The sequence below is a fragment of the Synechococcus sp. R8-2 genome (assembly GCF_047461715.1).
Taxonomy (GTDB): domain Bacteria; phylum Cyanobacteriota; class Cyanobacteriia; order Thermostichales; family Thermostichaceae; genus Thermostichus.
Genome location: NZ_JANSHQ010000174.1, coordinates 1 through 764 on the forward strand (window position 1 = coordinate 1; position 764 = coordinate 764).

The 764-nt window shown below is 62.2% G+C and carries 1 pseudogene; it reads left to right on the top strand.

The features are described 5' to 3' along the window. A pseudogene (locus NW819_RS04775) lies at positions 1–735 on the top strand (hypothetical protein); the annotation flags it as partial. Positions 736–764: the final 29 nt, after the last annotated feature.

Consider the following 764-nt stretch of genomic DNA (forward strand, 5'->3'; position numbering starts at 1 on the left):
CGTAAGCGGGACGGAGTCCTTGGGGAATCCGGCTACCGCAGTGACTACAGCCGTTCCGCTCCTTATGGCTACACCTCCAGCTATGTTGGCGGTGGGGGATATGGCGGTGGTGGGCGAGGCGGCAGCTCCAGCGGGGGGGTCTCCTCCTCCGATCTGACGATCCTGCTGGTGGTGGCCCTGCTGGCCTTCTTCGGGGGATTCGCTATCCGCAACATCTTCGCCGAGTCGGGCGGCTTTGACGATGAGCGCCCCATCCGCGCTGCCAATGTGCCCGCAGCCTTTCGCGATTTTTGCTTTGCCTATAACGGCACTGCCTCCTTTACTGTGGTGCAACTGACCAGCGTTTCTGCTCTGACCATGGCCTCAGTGCCCGTTTACAAGATGGATACTTGCACCATCCCCGTCAGCCAAACGGCCAATGCCCTCCAAGCTTTGGGCATCCGCGGCCGGGCCAACACCTTGGGCCCCCAGTTGGGGGGATCCAACCTCACCCTGATCCAGCTCCCCTTGGCCAGCAGCTTGGCGCGCGCCGTGTACAGCCAGTTTCCCGGCTTGGCCGCTCAGGGCAACGAGGCGCAGGTTTTGTCCCAACTGGAAGCCACCATCAACAACGCCCTGCGCTCCAACATCGAAGGCTTAGCCCTGCAAAGCCTGGAGCCCACCAACATCCCCGACGTCTACGTGGTGGTGCCGGGGCACTCCTTTAATTTGCAGCCCCAACTCAACCTGCGCTAACCCTCCTGCAGAGCATGCCTCTAACCCCC